At 39.1% G+C, this 18812-nt stretch carries 18 protein-coding genes; 10 read left to right on the forward strand and 8 right to left on the reverse strand.

The window, feature by feature from the left end:
• Positions 1-58: 58 nt before the first annotated feature.
• Positions 59-988, forward strand: a complete 930-nt coding sequence (locus ACH8JV_RS00005) for a DUF2971 domain-containing protein (protein ID WP_396519041.1) — start codon at positions 59-61, stop codon at positions 986-988.
• A gap of 119 nt (positions 989-1107) precedes the next feature.
• Here ACH8JV_RS00005 and ACH8JV_RS00010 read toward each other — a convergent pair whose 3' ends face one another.
• On the reverse strand, positions 1108-1437 hold the full coding sequence (locus tag ACH8JV_RS00010; protein WP_396519043.1) for a hypothetical protein: 330 nt from the start codon (positions 1435-1437) through the stop codon (positions 1108-1110).
• Positions 1438-1584: 147 nt separating this feature from the next.
• The gene (locus ACH8JV_RS00015; protein ID WP_396519045.1) at positions 1585-1854 is read right to left on the reverse strand and encodes a hypothetical protein; all 270 of its coding nucleotides are present in this window, start codon (positions 1852-1854) and stop codon (positions 1585-1587) included.
• Between the two features lie 827 nt (positions 1855-2681).
• On the opposite strand from ACH8JV_RS00015, the gene ACH8JV_RS00020 reads away from it, so the two are divergent.
• A complete protein-coding gene (locus tag ACH8JV_RS00020) occupies positions 2682-3251 on the forward strand; it encodes a TetR/AcrR family transcriptional regulator (protein WP_396519047.1) in 570 nt (189 codons plus the stop codon).
• A gap of 69 nt (positions 3252-3320) precedes the next feature.
• On the opposite strand, the gene ACH8JV_RS00025 is transcribed toward ACH8JV_RS00020, so the two are convergent.
• Entirely contained in the window at positions 3321-4184 is an 864-nt protein-coding gene (locus ACH8JV_RS00025; RefSeq protein WP_016805063.1) for a metal-dependent hydrolase, read from the reverse strand.
• Between the two features lie 105 nt (positions 4185-4289).
• Between ACH8JV_RS00025 and ACH8JV_RS00030 the strand changes: the two genes are divergently transcribed.
• A complete protein-coding gene (locus ACH8JV_RS00030; protein ID WP_396462386.1) occupies positions 4290-4910 on the forward strand; it encodes a TetR/AcrR family transcriptional regulator in 621 nt (206 codons plus the stop codon).
• 116 nt (positions 4911-5026) lie between these two features.
• Here the strand turns inward: ACH8JV_RS00030 and ACH8JV_RS00035 are convergent, their stop codons facing one another.
• Both ACH8JV_RS00035 and ACH8JV_RS00040 read right to left on the reverse strand, forming a co-directional pair.
• Entirely contained in the window at positions 5027-5632 is a 606-nt protein-coding gene (locus ACH8JV_RS00035) for a nitroreductase family protein (RefSeq protein ID WP_311086751.1), read from the reverse strand.
• Positions 5633-5665: 33 nt separating this feature from the next.
• Complete coding sequence (locus tag ACH8JV_RS00040; RefSeq protein ID WP_396519049.1) at positions 5666-6451, reverse strand: SDR family NAD(P)-dependent oxidoreductase; 786 nt, start codon at positions 6449-6451, stop codon at positions 5666-5668.
• A gap of 122 nt (positions 6452-6573) precedes the next feature.
• Between ACH8JV_RS00040 and ACH8JV_RS00045 the strand changes: the two genes are divergently transcribed.
• Positions 6574-7140, forward strand: a complete 567-nt coding sequence (locus tag ACH8JV_RS00045) for a TetR/AcrR family transcriptional regulator (protein ID WP_209045442.1) — start codon at positions 6574-6576, stop codon at positions 7138-7140.
• On the opposite strand, the gene ACH8JV_RS00050 is transcribed toward ACH8JV_RS00045, so the two are convergent.
• Positions 7137-8294, reverse strand: a complete 1158-nt coding sequence (locus ACH8JV_RS00050) for a glycerate kinase (protein WP_396519052.1) — start codon at positions 8292-8294, stop codon at positions 7137-7139. The two genes, ACH8JV_RS00045 and ACH8JV_RS00050, sit on opposite strands and share 4 nt — an antisense overlap.
• Before the next feature lie 394 nt (positions 8295-8688).
• Between ACH8JV_RS00050 and ACH8JV_RS00055 the strand changes: the two genes are divergently transcribed.
• The 5 genes from ACH8JV_RS00055 to epmA all read left to right on the forward strand — a co-directional run bounded on the left by ACH8JV_RS00055 (position 8689) and on the right by epmA (position 14622).
• Positions 8689-11097 carry an FdhF/YdeP family oxidoreductase gene (locus ACH8JV_RS00055; RefSeq protein WP_396519054.1) on the forward strand — a complete coding sequence of 803 codons (2409 nt, stop codon included), beginning with the start codon at positions 8689-8691 and terminating at the stop codon, positions 11095-11097.
• Between the two features lie 78 nt (positions 11098-11175).
• Complete coding sequence (fdhD, locus tag ACH8JV_RS00060; protein WP_396519056.1) at positions 11176-11967, forward strand: formate dehydrogenase accessory sulfurtransferase FdhD; 792 nt, start codon at positions 11176-11178, stop codon at positions 11965-11967.
• Positions 11968-12086: 119 nt separating this feature from the next.
• Complete coding sequence (locus tag ACH8JV_RS00065) at positions 12087-12479, forward strand: YkvA family protein (RefSeq protein WP_396519058.1); 393 nt, start codon at positions 12087-12089, stop codon at positions 12477-12479.
• 104 nt (positions 12480-12583) lie between these two features.
• Positions 12584-13651, forward strand: coding sequence for a 4-phosphoerythronate dehydrogenase (locus ACH8JV_RS00070; RefSeq protein WP_396519060.1), 1068 nt, complete (start codon positions 12584-12586; stop codon positions 13649-13651).
• A complete protein-coding gene (gene epmA, locus ACH8JV_RS00075) occupies positions 13648-14622 on the forward strand; it encodes an EF-P lysine aminoacylase EpmA (RefSeq protein WP_396519062.1) in 975 nt (324 codons plus the stop codon). The genes ACH8JV_RS00070 and epmA overlap by 4 nt, the downstream gene beginning before the upstream one ends.
• A gap of 57 nt (positions 14623-14679) precedes the next feature.
• On the opposite strand, the gene ACH8JV_RS00080 is transcribed toward epmA, so the two are convergent.
• Together ACH8JV_RS00080 and radA are read right to left on the reverse strand one after the other, a co-directional pair.
• Positions 14680-15660: a TIM44-like domain-containing protein gene (locus ACH8JV_RS00080; protein WP_311069465.1), complete on the reverse strand. Its 981-nt coding sequence runs from the start codon at positions 15658-15660 to the stop codon at positions 14680-14682.
• Between the two features lie 82 nt (positions 15661-15742).
• Positions 15743-17131, reverse strand: coding sequence for a DNA repair protein RadA (gene radA / locus ACH8JV_RS00085; RefSeq protein WP_304402689.1), 1389 nt, complete (start codon positions 17129-17131; stop codon positions 15743-15745).
• A 175-nt stretch (positions 17132-17306) separates the two neighbouring features.
• Between radA and ACH8JV_RS00090 the strand changes: the two genes are divergently transcribed.
• Positions 17307-18725: an amino acid permease gene (locus ACH8JV_RS00090; protein WP_396519064.1), complete on the forward strand. Its 1419-nt coding sequence runs from the start codon at positions 17307-17309 to the stop codon at positions 18723-18725.
• Positions 18726-18812 lie beyond the last annotated feature (87 nt).

An 18812-nucleotide genomic window follows, 5' to 3' on the forward strand; every position in this document is an offset into this window, starting at 1 on the left:
ATAAAATAGTGTAAGTATATAACACTAGTTGAGAAGATAGTTATGAGTATTATTAATTATGGCATTATTTAAGTTTTTTCCTAAAGATGATGATTTGATAGAAAAAATTTTTACTAGAGATCATTTCTGTGCTGTTAAATGTTCTTTACCTAAAGATTACAACGATCCGTATGAGTTATTTTTAGGAGTAGATAACTCTGTAGGCCCTAATGATTTAGCTTTTTATCATGATGTAGTTCAAGAAATTCCACAATATCCAACCTCTTGTTTTTCTAAATCTGTACTTTCATTACCCATGTGGGCACATTATGCAAGTAACCAAATGGGATTTGTTATTGAATACGATCTTGAGTTATTAAAACAATATTTTCCTAATGCCTCTATAGAGAATGTGAAATATATTTCAGAGCCAGATGAAAATATAGCAAAAACTTTAAAAATGGCTTCTGGAACTTTAAAACCTAGATATTTAATGTTTCTTAATAAAATAGTTCACTACAACGCATATTTCTCTAAATTTGAAGACTGGAGTTATGAAAAAGAATGTCGCTTTGTAGCTACAGGTAATTACACTGAAACTATAAATTCAAATGATTTATTATTCATTCCCATAAAAGCAATTAAATCTATCATTTTAGGAAAAAGTATATCTGATCCAAATAAGCATAAATTGCTGGAAATTTCAAAAAGATATAATCTTAAAATCTATCAAATTAATATCAGTAAAACTTCTTCTTTACCATTTTTTACAGATTTAGATGGTAAATCTTTTATTTTTAATAAAGAAGAAATTATTTTAGCCCCTAAAGTTTGTAAAGCTTGTCCGCAACCTCTATTAAATACTAAATCTGAGCTATGTGAAATTTGTAGTATTACTGAAGCTCACAAAGAGAATGCCATGGATCGGAATACTTTTAGATTACTAGATCATGCTGGTATACTAGATAAATATATGAATGACTTTAATAAAATATCTAGAAATAGATAAAGAATAATCAATTTTAATGCTTTATGAATGTTTTTGTAAGAATTTCATAGTTTTAATTATTTCACTGGTAATAAGTTATAGTAATAATTTATTACCAGTTTTAACTATCTAAAATAATCTTATTTATTTCGGTTATATTTGCTTGTAGGAAAACTTACTCTGTTTTCTTTCAAATGAGTGCTTTCTATAATTTCTGCAATCATTTTTTCTTTATGATTCATTGTTTCTCGATTATCAAATATTTTTCTTAATGTTAAAGGAAAGTATCCGCTCTTAGTTAACTGAATTTCACCTTGCCCCATGGCCCAACTAGAACTAGTGTTCCATGTTAAATCATTACCAATATGATGTTTGATTCCTTTTTCTTCATCAATTGCATACAGTTGATGTCCATATTCATTTGAATATTCTTCTTCTAGACGATCGAAGTACTGTTTATCATCATTCATTATTTATCTCCTAAAAATATAATTTTAAATAAATGAGAACTAAAGATTATAGCAGTAACCTTTAGTTAAAAATAAGAGAATAATCTCATTATTTTTTCGATTTAGAGCTTTTCATATAACAATCATTATATTAATTCTAGAAAATCTTTAGATTAAAAAAATTTCAGGATATAAAAATGATGGGGTATGTTTTCTAATTAATTGGACTTGCCCTTTATAACCTCGTTTCTCTAATTCTAGTAAAAATACGGGCCATGGAGGAATATTACTGCGATATATATTACTTGATGATGTAGACATCCCACCTCCAATTGCAGTAGATAACCCACCATACAATTGAGTAGATAACCCACCATTCAATTCTGTACTCAAATTTCGAGGCCAAGTTCTTAAATTTGGTATCTCAGGTCGTGACATAACTAACTTATCTCCAAATTTCTATTGTGAAAAATATTAATTAGAATACATTCCCCTTTTTTAAGTACATGTTTTAATCGTTTTGAACACGAACGACATTTTATGTCTCTTTAATAAATTATTTTCTTACTGATTGGTTATTTAACATGATTCAGCTTATAAGAAATTCTTCTAGCTTAAAGCAGCTTACTAGGCTATTTACCCGCTTTTATAAACCCCCATTTAACAATAACTCACTCATTATTTATCCTTACTTTTTAATGATCTAATTTAAAACAAATGTCATTTTGTATGCTTGACTGCAAAAGGGTTGGGCACTATTCTTTGCCTGCTGGCCACATTGCCAGTCGGTCGTCGCAGACCGAATATTATCTCCCGCATCAGAGCCATTCCTTCTGAGGAATACTCATATGTGGTAGCCACTCGTTCCTTTCCCGTAGCGGTAGGACGGGAGAGGGACACCTACGGGTGTGCTAGTTTGAGATAATACTAGTCTGCGAACCCTTTCTCGTTCTGCCACCATAATTCTATAAATGTCTGGCAGAACTCCCAATAAAAAGGAGTTGGCTTTGCACATCCATTATTTCTTGGCAACCTTTGCCAAATGCTATAACAACACAACTTAGTTTTTAACGAGTTTGATCGCCATGCGGCTGATTAGGCTTTAAATCGTCACGACTAAAAACTTGCAGCAACAATAAAACTTGAGATGTGCCAAGCACAGTCTTTATAGGCTTTGCTACGCCTTTTTTTCAGCTTTTAAAAAGTAAAAGGCTTTTATATCTCATTTATATACAACAACAATTTAATTTTATAACGGTAAAACTATGCCAAATTTAATTCTCCCAACACGTGCTTTTGAGGTTATCAAAAAAGGGATCGATTTATTCCACTACGGTGGCTTTCACATGGTCGGCGTCGACAAAATTGTGAGAGAAACAGAAGTGAATAAAATGACGTTTTATAATTATTTTCACTCAAAAGAACGCTTCATTGATATCTGTCTAATTGTGCAAAAAGAACGGCTGCAAGACCAAGTGGTTGCAATGGTGGAGTACGACCATGACACAAGCACAATCGATAAACTTACGAATCTTTATGAATTACATACCAACTTAGAAGGGCAGTATTACTTATTATTTAAGGCCATTTTTGAAACTAAAAATAGTTATCCAAATGCCTATCAAACCGCGGTGAGGTACAGAATATGGCTGACCAATGAAATTTATAGTCAACTTCGATTACTCAAAGCTGATGTTTCTTTTACTGATGCCAGACTGTTTTTATATATGATTGATGGCGCAATTCTTCAGCTTTTAATGTCAGAACAGAACAATGAAAATGAGAGATTATTAGTGCGCTTTTTAAGACAGTTTAAATTTAGCGAACCTATGTAATCTCTACACATTTTTAAAGAGAATTAAGTCTGAAAAAGCCCTCAGATGAGGGCCTTATATATTGCTTTTCTAGCTCAGCGCTTCTTTGAGAAACCCTTGTTGGCCAAAAAGCTTTTCTCGAAATTCAGCTTCTAACTGTTCGGTTTGCATATGTAGAGGATTAAAACCTTCGTCTCTGACATCAAGCATATCTACAAATGCTTTAGATAAAATTCCTAACCGATTAACTCCGCCAAATCCTAAATAAACCCCATCCTTCAATTGTTTGAAGGTGAATTTTATATCTTTTCTTTTTAAAATCTTGATCCAATATTCAAACATAATAGGCATGATAAGTTTTGTGACTCTAGCTAAAGCGAGTTTTCTGTTTTTGCTAGAATTTCCTCCTATCGCATTTAATACATCAAATGCGACCGATTTATGCTCAAGTTCTTCAAGGGCATGCCACTCCCAAAGATTTCTGCTTTCTTGCGTAGTTTTTTCTTTAATTAACTGGTCTGTGAGCAATAGGCGAGCAAGTGTAGCTGTGTAATGTTCCATCACTACGGTAGCAGCGACTTGTTCGACTGCTGAAAGTTTACGTAATTTATCTAAACGAGCTTTGGTTTTAGCCTCAATTTCGACCACTTCAGGATAGTTAGAACGGAGGAAATGATTGTTCAATGTTTTATGTTCACGGCTATGAAAAGCTTCTTGAGCAATAAAAGCTCTTATATCTTCTAATAAGTTTTCATCCTTAATTTGGCTTCGAACGTTTCTAATACTTTCTATAAAAAACATTTCACCCGGAGGAAACATTGCGGAAAGTACAACAAACAAAGAAGTGACAACAGGATTTTCCTCATAATAAAAAGAGTAACTTTTATTCGCATCGTAAGAAAGTTCAACATTACGGCGAACTATTTTTTGATTTGATGCTAGAGCTGTATTCATTTTTCTAACTCATCTTTTAAAAAATAATTGATCAAATTTTGATTTCTATTAGAATTTATCAATGAATTTATACGGAAAAAAGCCGGATATTTATAAGGATAAAAAATGAAGGTAACTACAAGAAAACCAAAACAAAATAGAGCGAAAAATACATTTAAATCTATAGTGAGTGCAGGATTTATCTCTGTTATGAAAAATGGCTTGGAGCATACGACTGTACTTAAAGTTTGTGAGATTGCAGGCGTCGGATCGGGAAGTTTTTATGAATATTTCAAAAATAAAGACGCGCTTTTTATCGAGATGCAGCAACACTTCATTGTGGAGATATCAAAAGCCATTTATGAGGTGATTCCTGAAATTTTAGATTTAGAGATCCCTGAAGCAATCCGAACAATTTTTTTAAAAATTGGTGAACTTTTGGCGAAAGATAATAATAAATATTTTTATTGGCTCAGTGTTTCTTCTAAATACAGTACTGAAGCAAGTCAGGTAAAAGCTGTGAAAGCGATAAATGTATTAGCTATTGAATATGCGATGAAACATCCAGAAGTATTAAAAATCAAAAATTTAAAAATGATGGTTTATATTTTAATTCACTCAAGTATCGCTTTAACAATGAACTTTTTTACGTCTGAAAATATGGGTTTTACTTTTGAAGAGTTAGTTGACTGCTTAATTAATATTACGATGTCATACATAGAAGATGATAGGAATAAAGTCGCTTAATTTTCTATTCGCAAGTTTATAATTTTTAGCGCCTAAATGAATACTAAATTAAAGGCTTCCAGCTATTTATAATAAAAAGAACAAATAGGATGAAAGCCTAAAATTTGAATTACAACTTAGAATGTATTTTGAATAATCACATCGTCGTAAGGAAGTTTGCCCACACGTGGGTAAGGCTCGGAAGCCGACTTACCAACTGCAATCATTAAACACACCACATGATCTTCAGGTAAGTTAATGAGCTTTGCCATTGCGTCAAAGTCAAAACCGTCCATAGGGCAGCTATCTAAACCGTGTTCTTGGGCAAGTAACATCAGAGTTTGAGCAAAAATACCCGCACTGCGCATCACTTCGTCACGCTGAGTTTGTGGACGGTCACGATAATACTGGTCAATTGCACCAGCCATAATATTTTGAACTTCTGGAGTTGCACCATCCCACACACGTTTGGCATCAACTTCCCATGTATTTACTTTTGCACATAATACAATCAGTAAAGATGCTTCTGTAACTTGTGGTTGGTCCCAAGCAATTGCACGAATTTTTTGTCTTAACTCAGTGTCTTCAATAATCACTGGACGCCAATGTTGCAAGTTAAAAGCACTTGGTGCATTTGCTAAAACTTCTTGTAATAACTCTTTCTTGTTATCTTCAGATAATTCAAAAGAAGGGTCGAAGCGTTTAATTGCACGGCGCTTACGGAGAGCATCAATAACATTCATAAGATTTTCCTACTTAAGAGGTGGGTAGCAATACTAGTTAGCTTTATAACGTTGAGCTACTTCAGCCGAAGAAAAGTTTGGTAGTAAAGTGATACGTGATTTTTCAAAATTATTCCATTGATTTTCGTCTTTAAGCACAGGAATTGTAATTGTTTCTTTGCGATCAAAGCCGATTAGAGCAGCATCGACCAAATTATTGACATCCATTAATGGCGGAACTTGGCTTAAGTCGATGCCTGAACGTTCCCAAATTTCGGTTTTAGTGGCAGAAGGCAATACGGCTTGAACATGTACACCACGATCTTTTAACTCTAAATGTAAACCTTGGCTAAAAAAATGTATGAAAGACTTACTTGCCCCATAAATGGTAGAGCCAAATTCAGGGGACAACCCAACCACAGAACCTAAATTAATAATTGAGCCTTTACCTTTACGCACAAGTTGCTCTGAAACAGCATGAGACAATCGAACCACCGCAGTCATATTTAAAGTCATGAGTGTTTCAATTTCTTTAATATCTTGAGCTAAAAAGTTCCCGCTTAATGTAATACCTGCGTTATTTACCAAAATTTCAATATCGGCATCGTTTTTAAGTACATCTTCAATTTTACTGATGTCTTGATCCTTTGATAAATCGGCCTGAATAAATTCGACCTGTACATCGTATTTTTCTTGAAGATCTTTTGAAATTTTATCTAAACGGTTGGTGTCTCGTGCCACCAAGATTAAATGATAGCCACGTTGAGCAAATCGATCTGCATAAACAGAACCAATTCCTGACGAAGCCCCTGTAATAAGTACTTTTGATTGAGCTGACATGTGATGTCTCCACGCTTTAATTTTTAGATGATGACTATAATCTAAAATATACAGGTTTTGATGTCAATCATAATCAATGTATAATAATGACGAGCAGGGTGAATAAAAGTGAGCGCACCAACATGAAAGTCAGTAAAACTCAGGTAAAAGAAAACCGAGATAAAATTGTTGAAAAGGCGACTCAACTGTTTCGTAGCAAAGGCTACGATGGGGTCGGCATTGCCGAATTAATGTCTAGCGCAGGCTTTACTCATGGTGGGTTTTATAAACATTTCACTTCGAAGACTGACCTTGTCTCAATTACCGTTAAACATGGGCTTGAGCAGGTTTTAAAAAGAATAGAAGGTTTAAACTTAACTCAATTTATTCAGCTTTATGTGTCCCGCACTCATCGAGATAATCGAGATTTGGGCTGCACACTAACAGCGCTATCTTGTGATGCAGCAAGACAGCCAGACGAAGTAAAAGTCGAATTTGAAGAAGGCATTGAGCAACTTATTCAGTTCATTATGAACGAACGAGCAAAACAAGTTTCTTTAGAAACAGAAGAGTTGAGAAAGCAAGCCATCAATATTCTTGCCCAATCTGTGGGGGCAATTGCCTTGTCTCGCGCATGCCCAGACCAATCAAACCTTAGTGATGAAATATTGGAAAGCTGTAAAGAGAGCCTTTTAAAATTAGCCGATTAAGCTTTGTTATCCGTTAAGCTGGTTTGGCTAAATTGAATTAATCTTGCAATATCGACGGTTCTTTCATAAATGAGTTGTGCTGCATGTTCACAGGCCTGTTCTAATGTAATGGGGCCATTGGCGAGTGAAAAAGCAGCTGTAACGCCATGTTCATAAAGCGCTTGGTAGCCTTCGCCTAAAGAGCCTGCAATGACAATAACTGGAACATTGTGCGCCTTAGCAATTTGACTCACCCCAAAAACTGTTTTGCCACTTAAGGTTTGCTGGTCAAATTTACCTTCGCCTGTAATCACCCAATCTGCATGAGCAATTTTATGCTTAAGTTGGTTTAGTTCAGCCACCACTTTAACGCCAGCTTTAAAGTCTGCATTTAAATAACTTTTGGCTGCAAAGCCTAAACCGCCAGCAGCACCTGAGCCTGCTTCATCTCGTTTGTCTAAACCTAAAAGTTGCTTAGAGATATCGGCAAAATGGGCAAGGGCGGCATCGAGTAACTGGACTTGAGCAGGGGAAGCCCCTTTTTGTGGACCAAAAATATGTGATGCGCCATTTGGACCGCAAAGTGGATTGGTCACATCGGCAGCCAGTAAAAACCGTGTATGCTGAATGCGTGAGTCGAAATGTGTTAAGTCAATGTGTGATAGGTTGTTTAGAGCGAGGCCACCTGCGGGTAAAACGTTTTGGTTGGCATCGAGCAAAACAGCACCCAAAGCACTGAGTAAACCTGTGCCACCATCATTAGTAGCACTACCGCCCACGGTTAAAATAATGTCTTTTGCGCCCGCGTCTAAGGCATCTAAAATAAGCTGGCCTGTGCCAAACGTTGTGCTGTGGCAAGCGTCTCGCTCAGACGGTGGAACTAACTGTATGCCGCTCGCTTGAGCCATTTCAATGATGGCGATTTTCTGATGCTCTAACCATCCCCATTTGGCCTGAACAGGCTGACCTAATGGCCCGACTACAGTTTTTTCACGCCATTGACCATCACAGACTTCTAAAACTGCTTCAATGGTTCCTTCACCGCCATCTGCCATTGGACATAAAACAGTTTCTGCATGAGGAAAAACCGCTTGCCACCCTTTGGCAATGGCTTGCGCTACCTTCAAAGCAGATAAGCTGTCTTTAAATGAGTCAGGGGCGATCACAACCTTCATAAATACTCTAATAAGGATAAGTTTCTCATTGTTTTATACTGCTTAATACCAAAAAACCAGAGATAAACACATGTAAGTGTCAATTTTAAAACGCTTTCAAACTGTTAAAAATGAAACCCAATAATGTTTTTATCTGTAAAAACTACAGCTATTAAATTTTTAAGTCATTGTTTTATATGTTTTTATATAAATAATGTGCTTGGGCTGAATGATTGTAATTGTAAATAATATGGCACATATTATAAGAGCGGTTGAGCCGGCTTTTAAAAGATGAGCAATAACATAAAAAGCAGACTCTACTCATAGGTAAACAGCGGGTAGCTTTGATAAAACCATAATTAAATTGTGATTTCACTGAGCCTGTTGAGTGTAAAAAAGATAAGAGGATGAAAAAGTGGATAATTCAGAAGAACAAAAGCACATACAGGAAAATAATAGTTTTGCGCGAATTGAGCCATATACTCATCCTGCTGGCGGGTGGGGCGCACTGCTGAGTGTTGCCCGAAACTTAAAGCGACAAGATATTTTAGGCAAAGGCTCAATTACCTTACTCAACATTAACCAGCCTACAGGTTTTGACTGTCCCGGCTGTGCATGGCCAGAAAAGAAAGACGCTCACGCATTTAACTTTTGTGAAAATGGTGCCAAAGCGGTTGCCTTTGAAGCGACCAGTAAAACCGTTACTCCCGAATATTTCGCAGGGCATACCGTCAGTTGGCTGTCAGAACAAAGCGATTTTTTCCTAGAAGACCTAGGCCGCTTAACCGACCCAGTTCGTTATGATGCTGCAACCGATAAATATGTTCCTATTTCGTGGGATGATGCATTTAAGCTCATTGCTCAACATTTACATGCGCTAGATAACCCAGACCAAGCGGCATTTTATACGTCGGGCCGTGCCAGTAACGAAGCAGCATTTTTATATCAATTATTTGTGAGAAGCTTTGGTACAAATAACTTTCCAGACTGTTCGAACATGTGCCATGAAACCACAAGTGTCGGCTTGCTTGACTCAATTGGTTTAGGAAAGGGCACAGTCACCCTAGATGACTTCGATATAGCTGATGCTATTTTTAGTTTTGGGCATAACCCCGGCACTAACCATCCACGTATGTTAGGTACTTTACGTGAAGTTTCTAAACGCGGCGGCAATATTATTGCGATTAACCCAATTAAAGAACGAGGCCTAGAGCGTTTCCAAGACCCACAAGCACCGCTTGAAATGATGACCAACGGCAGTACGCCAATTAGTCGTTATTATTTCCAGCCTAAAATTGGGGGTGACTATGCACTCATGTTAGGGATGTTAAAGCACTTAAATGAGTGGGATAAAAAAGCACTTGCCTCAGGTAAACCAAGCGTTTTTGACCGAAACTTTATTGCGGTCAATACTGTTGGTTTCGATGAAATGATTGCCGAGGTAGAAAGAACCGAGTGGGCAGATATTCATAAGCACTCAGGTCTGTCACCTGAACATTTAGAAAAACTCTCTAAACTCTTTTTAGAGTCAGAGCGCTCTATTTTCTGTTGGGGTATGGGGATTACCCAGCACCGTCACGGAACTGCTAACGTACATATGCTGGCAAATTTATTGTTGGCGCGTGGTCAAATTGGTAGACCGGGTGCAGGGCTATGTCCGGTTCGTGGGCACAGTAACGTGCAAGGCGACCGAACTATGGGTATTAATGAACTGCCTAGCCCTAAACTACTCGATAGCATTGACCGTGTGTTCGGTATTAAATCACCGAGAAAAAATGGGCATGGTGTGGTTGAAACCATTAAAGCTATGGCTGAAGGCGAGGTCAAAGTCTTTATTGGTTTGGGCGGAAACTTTGCGGTTGCGACGCCAGATACTCCATATACTCAAGAAGCGCTTAGAAAATGTGATTTAACTGTTCATGTCACAACGAAATTAAATCGTAGCCATTTGGTGTGTGGTAAAGACGCACTTATTTTGCCATGTTTAGGCCGTACCGAAATTGATGAGCAGCTTCATGGCCCGCAAGCCATTTCGGTTGAAGACTCAATGAGTAATGTTCACTTGTCGGCGGGGCGTAACACGCCAATTTCTAAAAATATTTTGTCAGAACCAGATATTGTGGCAAGAATGGCTGAAGCGGTACTTCCAGACAGTCAGATTAAATGGAAATGGTACATCGAAAGCTATGACCGTATTCGCGACTCAATTGCCGATGTATTTGATGAGTTCCATGACTTTAATTTACGCGTCTATAAACCGGGTGGTTTCCACTTAGAACATCCAGCCAATCAGCACATCTGGAATACAAAAAGTGGTAAAGCGCAGTTTATGATTACACCGCTCAGTGAGGTTTATGCCGATAAGGAAAATCAGTACGCTGCGGCATATACCGAAAGTAAGGTCTATACCTTAATGACCACTCGCTCTCATGACCAATACAACACCACTTTATATGGTCTAGATGACCGTTACCGCGGAGTGTTTGGTCAGCGCCGTGTATTGTTTATGAACCAAGCCGATATTGATGAAGCAGGCTTTGAAGCAAACCAGTGGGTCGATATTGAAAGTGTGTTCTCGGATGGTGTGAAACGTATTGTGCATAGTTTTCGTATTGTGCCGTACAACATTCCACGCGGCAGCTTGGCGGCTTACTATCCGGAAACCAATCCTTTGGTGGCATTAAGCAGTCACGATAAATATGCCAAGATTCCGGCATCAAAAAGTGTTCCTGTGATTTTGCATCCCGGAAATGCACCTGAGCACTTTAACTTGGCAACAGCCGTTGACCCTGAAGATGCAGATAGAAAAGTCAGCAGCCTTTAAAACAAACACGATATTTAAAATGTAATTCAAACAAATGGCGCTCTAAACAAGCGCCATTTTGAAATAAAGGAAATCATTTTGACACCACATTCTTATGGGGTTGAAACATTACAAGTACAGCGGTTTAACAAAACCGAATCTGAAAATGTTTTAGATCATATTGTGCAAGAGTACCCAATCGCCTTGGTGTATAACGGTATTTCACATGCGGTGATGATGGCAACACCAACCGATGTCGAATTATTTGCCAAAGGTTTTAGCCTCTCAGAAGGTATTTTGACCAGTTTAAAAGAGCTATATGCGCTTGATGTGCATCAAAGTGAATTGGGAATTACGGTGGAAATGACCATTTCATCGAGAGCATTTGCTGCACTAAAAGAACACCGCCGTATGATGGTAGGCCGTACAGGTTGTGGGTTATGTGGAATTGAGAGCTTAGAGCAGTTTCAGTTAGATGTTCCCAAAATTACAACGCATGCATCAAAAATATGGCTTGAGCAAATTCCGAGTGCCATTTCCCATTTAAAAGCCCAGCAAGAAATTACCGCTTTAACAGGTGGAGCACATGCCGCAGCGTGGGTGGTTGATGGTCAAATCGTGGCGTTATTTGAAGATGTTGGCCGCCATAATGCCTTAGACAAACTAATTGGTTATTTGGCGCAAGAAAACTACGACACCAGTTTAGGTTTTGTGGTGATGACCAGTCGGGCAAGTTATGAACTGATACGAAAATGTGCGCAGTTGAATATTAGCTTGCTAGCTTCAATTTCAGCACCGACCAGTATGGCCATTCAGTTAGCCAAACAATCTGGCCTGACATTGGCAAGTTTCTGTAGGGGAGACAGATTTGTTTTATATACAGAAATTTAAAATATATCGTTCAATATGATGGGCTTAAAACAAAGCTCATCTGACATTTCTGTTGCTTTTAAGCTAAGGATAGATTTTATAGATTATTATAAAACTCTAAAGGTTCAGAGTCTGTCCAAATGTCTTGGGTACAATCAATAAAAGAATGGGCAAAACGTCTAAAAAAACAAATTATTATGCTTTGGTTCGCATCAAGGCATCCTCAAATGCCGTGGTTACCAAAAATTATTGCGGTCGTGGCTGTGGCTTATGCTTTTAGTCCCATCGACTTAATTCCAGATTTTATTCCTATTTTAGGCTTTGTAGATGATGCTATCATTTTACCCATACTCATTTGGTTAGCGCTTCGTTTTACGCCTCAACAGGTTATTTTCGATGCGGAACAGCAAGCTAATGAATGGCTAGAAGAACATGAAAAAGGGCCACGAAATTATTTGGTTGCTGTACTTATTATTTTAATATGGCTCACTCTTGCGGTGATGGCTTATTTTTATTTTGGTGGTGGTTTGTAGGTGAACTAAGCTTAGAAACCCTGTCGTAATTTAATGCCCTGAACATTGTGCTTTGCTACAACTCAAAGGATAATAACGTTTTTATAAGCTATGAGTTGCAGACAATGAAAATCGTCGCAGATGAAAACTTGGCATTTACCGATTACTTTTTTTCAGAATTTGGCGATATTCAACACCATGCAGGACGCACCTTAACACATGCAGATGTAAAAGATGCTGAAGCTTTATTGGTTCGCTCAGTCACCGCAGTGAACGAAAGTTTAATTCAAAATACCGCTTTAAAATATGTGGGTAGTGCCACAATTGGAACCGATCATTTAGATATTCAAGCCTTAGAAAAACATGACATTACATGGGCCAATGCGGCAGGTTGTAACGCACAGGCTGTGGCTGAATATGTGATTACTGCTTTACTGCATTTAGATACAAACCTTTTAGAACGACAAGAAAAATTTACGCTAGGCATCGTTGGTCTTGGTAACGTGGGTAAACGTTTGGCTTATATGGCTCAGTTACTTGGTTGGAACGTAATTGGTTTTGACCCATATGTACAGTTAGATTCAATTGAAAATGTAAGCTTTAAAGCCCTATTGCAACAAGCCAATGCCATTTCCATTCATGTGCCGCTCACCAAAAACGATGAACATGCGACATATCATCTTTTCAATGAACAAACTTTTGCACAACTTCAACCTGGCACCATTTTAATTAATAGCGCTCGTGGTCCAGTCGTGAAAGAAGCTGCTTTAATGCAAGACATTCAACGCACTCAGCGAAAAGTGGTGCTCGATGTATTTGAACATGAGCCAGTCATATCTGATGAGCTTTTAAATATGTTGGCGTTGGCAACACCGCATATCGCAGGCTATAGCTTGGAAGGTAAGGCACGCGGTACACAAATGATTTATGAAGCGTTTTGCCAAAAGTTCGGATATGACATCAATAAACGTTTCGAGACTCAGTTGCCTGCATGCGAAGACTATTTTTCAGGACATGATTTAAAAGCGGTGTTAAAGCAAAAACTATCTCAAATTTATGATATTGCTCAAGATGATGCCAACATCCGTGCCTGTGTTAAAGACGGCAAAGTAGAGCAAAAAGCATTTGATTTATTACGTAAGAATTATCCGCTGCGCCGTGAATGGGCAGCACATGGGGGACCACAGGCATGAGTTTAAGTTATCAACCTACTTGTTCAATTGATGCTTTAAAGGCTCGTGCTAAGCTTTATACCCAAATTCGCCAGTTCTTTGCAGAACGTGAAGTCATGGAAGTCGAAACGCCAATTGTTTCACAAGCAGGCGTTACCGATGTGCATTTGGCTTCGGTTCAGACTTTGCGCCATATTCATGGCAAGTTGCAAACTCAATATTTACAAACCTCACCAGAGTTCGCCATGAAACGGTTATTGGCAAGTGGTAGCGGGCCGATTTATCAAATCTGTAAGGTTTTCCGAGACGATGAACACGGGCGCAAACACAACAGTGAATTTACCATGCTTGAATGGTACCGTCCGGGTTTGGACTTAAAAGCATTAATGCATGAAACAGCCGATTTATTACAAACCTGTTTGCAGCATCGTTTTGGGGAAGTTCGTCCGTTTATTTTAAGTTATAAACATGCCTTTCAGGACCGCTTGGACATTAACCCATTGCAAGCGACTTTAAAGCAACTCAAAGATACTGCGAATCGTGTGGGATTAAATCTTGATTTAGGTGATGACCGCTTAGCTTATATGGATTTGTTGTTCTCTCATTTTGTTGAGCCAAGTTTAGGTTTTGATGCGCCTATCTTTTTAACTGACTTTCCACCAGAAATGGCGTCTTTGGCAAAAGTGAAAGTAGATGAAGATGGGGAAGAGGTCGCAGCACGTTTTGAGGTTTATATTGAAGGCTTAGAGCTTGCCAATGCTTACGATGAATTGCTCGATGCAGAGGTGTTACGTTCACGCTTTGAAGCAGATAATGCAGAGCGGGCTAAGCAAGGGCTGCATGTCATGCCATTAGATGAGCACTTGTTAGCAGCTTTGCCTCATATGCCTGAATGTTCAGGAATTGCTTTAGGAATTGACCGATTACTCATGGTCGCAACCGATCAACTTAAAATTGAAAAAGTCATCGCATTTCCAGCTGAAATTGCCTGAGGGCGAGCAAATAAAAAAGCCACATATTGTGGCTTTTTTATTTGGAGCTTATTTAAATTAAGCTTGTTGAATACCTGCAACAACCCAGTCTTGCTGAGAGCCAACAGGTTTTACAAAGTGCCAGATTTCAGTAAATGGCTGTGGCAAGCTATTTAAATCTTCACTTACTGTACCTGTAAAGCGTACGCTCACAATGTATTGACCATTTTCAGTCGCACTGTCTACAACCATTGCATTTAAGTTACTAAACTCAGCAACGTCCTGATCTTGGTTCTCCATGATGTCGTTATACATAGAGTTATAAAGTTCAGGGGTTAAGTAGCGACGAATTTCTTCGATGTTACTTGCACTGTTAATTGACTGAATGTGGTTAAAACGCTGACGAGCAACACGTAAGAAAGAAGCAGGTTCGCTACCATCTGGTAACTGGTTGCCATTACTTGTTGTTGCACCGCCAAACGGAGCTTGAGTTGCTGTACCACCACCAACAGACTGACCAAAAATATTGGTATTGTCGTTTGAGTTAGTTGGCGCAGCTGAACGGCCAAATGTGTTTTGACCGTTGCTGTTTGGAGCGTAAGGATTATTTGCTGCTAATTTTTTTTTCCCGCCAAATTTGCGGAATACAAAAAAGGCAACAGCAGCAGCAAGTAATACCCATAACCAACCTGGGATACCACCTTTCTTCTCTTGTTGCTGTTGAGCAGCTTGTTGCTCGTTGTCAGGCTGGGTTACACGTTGTTCAGTTGATGTTGGTTTGTCATCAGCTAAAGCATGTGCTGCAACAGCACCTACGGCAGCACCAGCTACACCAGCTGCAACCATTGAACCAACACCCGGACCAGATCTCTGAGGTGCTGTAGCAGGTTGTTGAACTGGAGCCACTTGACGAGGTTGTTGATATGACTGGCTTGAAGTGGTAGAGCGTGCCATGCCGTGGCTTTTACCACCACCTGCACGTTTTGCTTCAGCAAGAGGAGAAATTGCCAAAGCAGCCATTAAAATACCGGTTATCAAGCCGCGCTGGTGTACTTCCATAGGAAATTCCTGTTTAAAATTAATTTGTAATAGTATTTATGCAGCCATTTACACTAAATTTCAACTATAAAAATATGTTTTTTTATGTCAATTCATCGCTGAGCTGCATCGCTTCGGTTAGCGCTTCATGTAAGCGTGCCACAGCAATCACTTGTACCCCCGGAATCGCTTTTTGTGGGGCGTTGCCTCTAGGTAAAATGACATATTTAAAGCCATGTTTTGCCGCTTCTTTTAAACGCTCTTGTCCATTTGGTACAGGACGAATTTCACCTGAAAGTCCAACTTCACCAAAAACTGCAAGTTGCTGAGGCAATGCTTTGGTACGTAAACTCGAAGCACAGGCCAGTAAAACAGCCAAGTCAGAACCTGTTTCAGTAATTTTTAAACCACCGACAATATTGACATAGACATCTTGCCCTGTGGTTTGCACACCACCATGACGGTGCATGACAGCAAGCAACATGTTTAAGCGGTTTTGTTCAAGACCAAGTGCGACGCGTCGTGGTTGCCCTTGGGCATCATCAACTAAAGCTTGAACTTCAACTAAGAGTGGGCGAGTTCCTTCACGGCTAATCATGACAATTGAACCGGGAATTGCTTCATCGTAACGACTTAAGAAAATAGCAGAAGGGTTGGCTACTTCGCGTAAACCTTTATCGGTCATGCCAAATACACCAAGTTCGTTGACTGCACCAAAACGGTTTTTCACAGCACGAATCATACGATAACGTGAGTCGGACTGGCCTTCAAAATAAAGTACACAGTCCACCATGTGTTCTAAAACACGCGGACCTGCGAGTGCACCTTCTTTGGTCACGTGACCAACTATAAATAGCGCCGTGCCACTATTTTTTGCATAACGGGTTAATAACGCAGCAGATTCACGAATTTGTGAGACACCACCTGGTGCAGATTGGAGCGTTTCTGTGTAAAGCGTTTGAATCGAGTCTAAAATTGCAACAACAGGTTTTTCTTGTTCTAAAACTTCACAAATCCGCTCGACACAGGTTTCCGCCATGACTTTTAATTGATCTGTCGGCAGGTCAAGACGCTGAGCACGTAAGGCCACCTGAGATAACGATTCTTCACCCGTAATATAGAGCGCAGAGCTTTTTGCACTTGCCATGTGGGTTGCGGTTTGCAAAAGAATAGTCGATTTACCAATACCCGGATCACCACCAATTAGGACAACAGAGCCTGTGACCAAACCACCGCCGAGCACACGGTCAAACTCGCTGATACCTGTAGGCAAACGGGTTTCATGAGAAACCGAGACTTTATTTAGTGTTGTGATATTGGCAACTTGGCCTGCGTAGCCACCAATTTTAGGACGCGCACGATGCGCTGTAGTAGGTTCGAGTTTGACTTCAGTCAGAGAATTCCATTCACCACACTCTGAACATTGACCGGCCCATTTAGGATGATCAGCACCACATTGTTCGCAACGGTAAACAGTTTTGACTTTGCTCATATTCGACTTCGGTTAGATAACTTCATAATCAGTAAAAACAGAGTATAGCAAAACGACACCCTGAACGTAGGCAGAACCCGATCATTTTTCAAAGGCCTATTTTTCACGCGTTGTCCAAAAATATTGGAATGCATTTTGCTTTAGCTAAGGTGGGAAATTTTTAGGATATTTACCTATGTCTAATCTTCAGCATCATGATCATGCTGGCGACTTACAGCGCAAGCTGACCAATCGCCATTTACAATTGATTGCTATCGGAGGGGCCATTGGAACAGGCCTGTTTATGGGGTCGGGCAAAACTATTTCATTGGCGGGGCCGTCAATCTTATTTATCTATTTAATTATTGGCACCATGATTTTCTTTCTTATGCGTGCTTTGGGAGAGGTTTTACTTTCAAACCTAAATTATAAGTCATTCGTTGATATGGCTTATGACCTGATTGGGCCTGGGGCTGGCTTTTATGTCGGGTGGACCTACTGGGTAAGTTGGGTACTCGTAGGTATGGCAGATTTAACCGCGGTAACGAGCTATTTGAGTTTTTGGTTACCTAATGGAGTCAGTTTTAGTCCAATAGAACAGGCCATGATTAGTGCGGGCTGTGTTCTCTTTCTATTAGTTTTAAACTTATTAACGGTTCGTCTATTTGGTGAAGTTGAATTTTGGTTTGCGATTATCAAAATTGTTGCCATTATTGCTTTAGTCCTTGCCGGCATCTACATGGTCGTGACCAAGTTCCAATCACCATCTGGCTCTGTTGCTGCTATCTCTAACATTTGGAATCATGGCGGTATGTTCCCTCATGGGGTAAATGGTTTCCTTGCGGGCTTCCAGATTGCGATCTTTGCTTTTATTGGGGTGGAGTTGGTCGGAACTACAGCCGCTGAAACTAAAGATCCACATAAACATTTGCCTAAAGCAATTAACGCAATTCCGATTCGCGTCATTTTGTTCTATGTATTGGCATTAATGGTGGTGATGTCTGTAACACCTTGGGATCAGGTAAAAGCAGATCGTAGCCCATTCGTTGAATTATTCTTAATGGCAGGTATTCCAACTGCTGCAATTATTATGAATCTCGTGGTGTTGTCATCGGTAATGTCTTCGATGAACAGCGGTATTTTTTCAACGAGCCGAATGATGTACGGCTTATCGCGTGATGGTCAGGCACCTGAAACTTTGGGTCAGCTGACTAAAAGCGCAGTTCCGGCAAATGGTTTAATTTTTTCCTGTGCCTGTATTATGGGCGGTGCTTTACTACAATATTTTGTGCCAAATACCATTGAAGCATTTACCTTGGCAACAACCTTATGCACCATTTTATTCTTAACGGTATGGATTTTGATTTTGGTATGTTACATCCGCTACCGGAAGTTATCTCCTGAACTGCATGAAAAATCGAACTTTAAAATGCCGGGTGGGGTAGCGATGAGTTATGTCGTTATTGCTTTCTTCTTATTTACGATTGCGATTTTAAGCCTTGAAGCAGATACAGCTAAGTCATTTATGGTCAGCCCAATCTGGTTCCTTGTACTTGCAATTGGTTACTTTGGTTTTTATAAGTCAAAAATAAAACGTAATTTTGCCCAAGAATAAATAACTTAGAAGCAAAATATAAAAAGGCAATCGATCAGATTGCCTTTTTTAATTGAAAAATCAAGGTGATTCAAGTCTTATTTGTAG

The sequence above is a fragment of the Acinetobacter sp. ABJ_C5_2 genome (assembly GCF_044538485.1).
Taxonomy (GTDB): Bacteria; Pseudomonadota; Gammaproteobacteria; order Pseudomonadales; family Moraxellaceae; genus Acinetobacter; species Acinetobacter nosocomialis_A.

What these genes read in the sequence shown, in the direction of transcription:
- ACH8JV_RS00005 (WP_396519041.1), top strand. Translation starts at nt 59, where the DNA reads ATGGCATTATTTAAGTTTTTTCCTAAAGATGATGATTTGATAGAAAAA.
- ACH8JV_RS00010 (WP_396519043.1), bottom strand. Translation starts at nt 1,437, where the DNA reads ATGAATGATGATAAACAGTACTTCGATCGTCTAGAAGAAGAATATTCA.
- ACH8JV_RS00015 (WP_396519045.1), bottom strand. Translation starts at nt 1,854, where the DNA reads ATGTCACGACCTGAGATACCAAATTTAAGAACTTGGCCTCGAAATTTG.
- ACH8JV_RS00020 (WP_396519047.1), top strand. Translation starts at nt 2,682, where the DNA reads ATGCCAAATTTAATTCTCCCAACACGTGCTTTTGAGGTTATCAAAAAA.
- ACH8JV_RS00025 (WP_016805063.1), bottom strand. Translation starts at nt 4,184, where the DNA reads ATGAATACAGCTCTAGCATCAAATCAAAAAATAGTTCGCCGTAATGTT.
- ACH8JV_RS00030 (WP_396462386.1), top strand. Translation starts at nt 4,290, where the DNA reads ATGAAGGTAACTACAAGAAAACCAAAACAAAATAGAGCGAAAAATACA.
- ACH8JV_RS00035 (WP_311086751.1), bottom strand. Translation starts at nt 5,632, where the DNA reads ATGAATGTTATTGATGCTCTCCGTAAGCGCCGTGCAATTAAACGCTTC.
- ACH8JV_RS00040 (WP_396519049.1), bottom strand. Translation starts at nt 6,451, where the DNA reads ATGTCAGCTCAATCAAAAGTACTTATTACAGGGGCTTCGTCAGGAATT.
- ACH8JV_RS00045 (WP_209045442.1), top strand. Translation starts at nt 6,574, where the DNA reads ATGAAAGTCAGTAAAACTCAGGTAAAAGAAAACCGAGATAAAATTGTT.
- ACH8JV_RS00050 (WP_396519052.1), bottom strand. Translation starts at nt 8,294, where the DNA reads ATGAAGGTTGTGATCGCCCCTGACTCATTTAAAGACAGCTTATCTGCT.
- ACH8JV_RS00065 (WP_396519058.1), top strand. Translation starts at nt 12,087, where the DNA reads ATGTCTTGGGTACAATCAATAAAAGAATGGGCAAAACGTCTAAAAAAA.
- ACH8JV_RS00070 (WP_396519060.1), top strand. Translation starts at nt 12,584, where the DNA reads ATGAAAATCGTCGCAGATGAAAACTTGGCATTTACCGATTACTTTTTT.
- epmA (WP_396519062.1), top strand. Translation starts at nt 13,648, where the DNA reads ATGAGTTTAAGTTATCAACCTACTTGTTCAATTGATGCTTTAAAGGCT.
- ACH8JV_RS00080 (WP_311069465.1), bottom strand. Translation starts at nt 15,660, where the DNA reads ATGGAAGTACACCAGCGCGGCTTGATAACCGGTATTTTAATGGCTGCT.
- radA (WP_304402689.1), bottom strand. Translation starts at nt 17,131, where the DNA reads ATGAGCAAAGTCAAAACTGTTTACCGTTGCGAACAATGTGGTGCTGAT.
- ACH8JV_RS00090 (WP_396519064.1), top strand. Translation starts at nt 17,307, where the DNA reads ATGTCTAATCTTCAGCATCATGATCATGCTGGCGACTTACAGCGCAAG.